The organism is Streptomyces sp. SID11385, assembly GCF_010548245.1.
Taxonomy (GTDB): Bacteria; Actinomycetota; Actinomycetes; order Streptomycetales; family Streptomycetaceae; genus Streptomyces.
The window spans coordinates 1-2,178 of the sequence record NZ_JAAGLR010000795.1 but is presented as its reverse complement, the minus strand read 5'-3'; the positions used below and the strand labels follow the sequence as shown (position 1 = coordinate 2,178).

Below are 2,178 nucleotides of genomic sequence, written 5' to 3'. Positions count from 1 at the left end.
CGTCGTCGCCGTGCGCCACGACCGCCTGCGGGCTCGGGCCGCCGCACTCGCCCAGCCGCCGGTCGGCCGCCGGGCAGGAGGGGTCCGTCGAGGCCGAGGTCGAGGGCGCGGCCGACTCGCTCGTCCCGGGCTGCTCGGGCGCCGTGCTCGCCGTGCCCCCTTCGGGTGCCTCGGGCTGCGTGTACTCCGGGGTGGTGCCCCGGCTCGGGGTCGGCTCGAAGCGGGTCCAGCCCACGCCCTGGAAGTACAGCTCGGGCCACGCGTGCGCGTCGCGCAGGCTCACCGACATCGTGCCCTCGTCCCCGGTCTGCGTGCCGGGCGTGAGCCCGATCGCGACCCGGGCCGGGATGCCGAGGGTGCGGGCCATCGCCGCCATCGAGAAGGAGAAGTGGACGCAGAAGCCCTCCTTCTGCTTCAGGAACCGGGCGATCGCCTGCGGGCCGCTGCCCGCCCCGACCCGCGTGTTGTACGTGAAGCCGCCGTCGTAGGCGAACCAGTCCTGGAGCCGCACCGCGCGCTCGTAGTCGTTGGCGGCGCCTTTCGTGACCTCGCGCGCGGTCGCCTCGACGACGTCGGGGAGGTTGCCCGGCACGGCGGTGTACGTGCGGCGGATGTCCTCCGGGGCGGGCTGGGCGTTGGCGAGCTGGCGGGCCGTGGGACGGACGTCGAGGCTCTCGACGCGGTACGAGGCGTTCCGCGTGGTCTGGCCGCGCTCGCCGACGAGGGTGCGCCCCACCGGCTCGTACCGCCAGCGCCCGTTGATGTCCACGGAGCTGGCCGGGTAGGGGAGCGGCAGCCAGTCCTGCCCGTAGTCGCCCGCGACCTGCACGGACGTCGTGACGGTGCCCGTGGCGACGTCGGGGGAGAGGCCGGTGGGCTGCGGGAGCTGGTCGGGGACCTCGGTGATGCGGCGCTCGGACGGCGACCAGGAGGTGCCGTCGAACTTGTCGAGCGAGACGATCCGCAGGTACAGGTCGGAGATGTTCGCCGCGTCGGTGCGGTAGCGCAGGACCTCGCGGTCGTCGGGCTGGTTGAGGGCGTCCTGGAGCGAGACGAGCGGGTTGACCGCCGAGATCGTGCCGCCCCCGCCGCCCCGGCCGCCCCCGCCCTTGTCGTCGAGCAGCCCGCCGTCGAGCGCGGGCAGCGCGAGCGGGACGACGAGCGCGACGCCGAGCGCGAGGGCACCGATCCTGCGGCCGTTGCGGACCGGGGACAGCTTCGGCGGCTTCCCGCGCCCCTCGGTGGCGCGCACCCCGAAGACCCGCCCCCAGCGCGCGACCCGGTCGCGGCTCTCGGCGAGCAGCAGGAGCAGGTAGCCGCCCGCCGCGAGGAGGAAGAGGAACCAGCCCGCGCCGTCCTCGGCGATCCCGGTGGCGACCGAGTAGAGCGCGAGCAGCGGCAACCCCGCCGCCGAGGCCGCGCGGAACGTCACCGCGAGCGTGTCGACGACCAGGCCCACCACGAGGACCCCGCCGATCAGCAGGAACGTGATGCCGTCCGTGAGCGGCGCGGGGATCGTGTACCCGCGCACGTCGTGCTGCCCGGCCTCGAACAGCTCCCCGAAGTGCCGCATCGCCTCGGGCCCGGGGATGAAACCGGCCAGCGCCTGCGGGCGCGCGAAGACGAGGGTCAGCAGGAGCAGCCCCACGAGGGCCTGGATCGCGACCACGAACGCGCGCGGCAACTGCGCCTGCCGGGCGAGCGCCCCCGCCCCGGTCATGAGCGCGAGCAGCAGGAGGCACAGCGCGAACCACGTCCCGCTCTCCACGAGCGGCAGCAGTGCCGCGGCGGAGAGCGCCGTCGCCACCGTCGCCGCGAGAGTGACCCGACCCCGCCCGCTCATGACTCCCGCTCCCTGTCGTCCGCCCGCTCCGGCCGCCCCGCCGGTTGCCCCGTCGTCCGCCCCGCGCCCGCGACACGCTCGATCCGCTCATAGGGCGAGGGGGCACGCGGCCCCGGAGGCGCGGGAGGCGGGAGGTACGCGCCCGGGGCACCCCCCTGCCCGTACGCACCGCCCCCGCCGTACGCACCGCCCCCGCCCTGCGCGGCGCCGCCCCCGTACGCACCTCCACCCCCGTACGTCCCGCCTCCCCCGTACGCGCCCCCGCTCCCCGCCGTGCCGTCCGGCCCGTGCCCCGCGTGGAGCGCGCCCGCCTGGCGCCACAGGTCGGCGAGCGG

General features: G+C 76.3%; 1 protein-coding gene. It reads right to left on the bottom strand.

Annotated elements, in window-relative coordinates; all coding sequences use genetic code 11:
* Positions 1-1,843 (bottom strand): DUF3488 and transglutaminase-like domain-containing protein (locus tag G3I42_RS24530; RefSeq protein WP_203607275.1); only part of this gene is annotated, 1,843 nt, incomplete at its 3' end.
* Positions 1,844-2,178 lie beyond the last annotated feature (335 nt).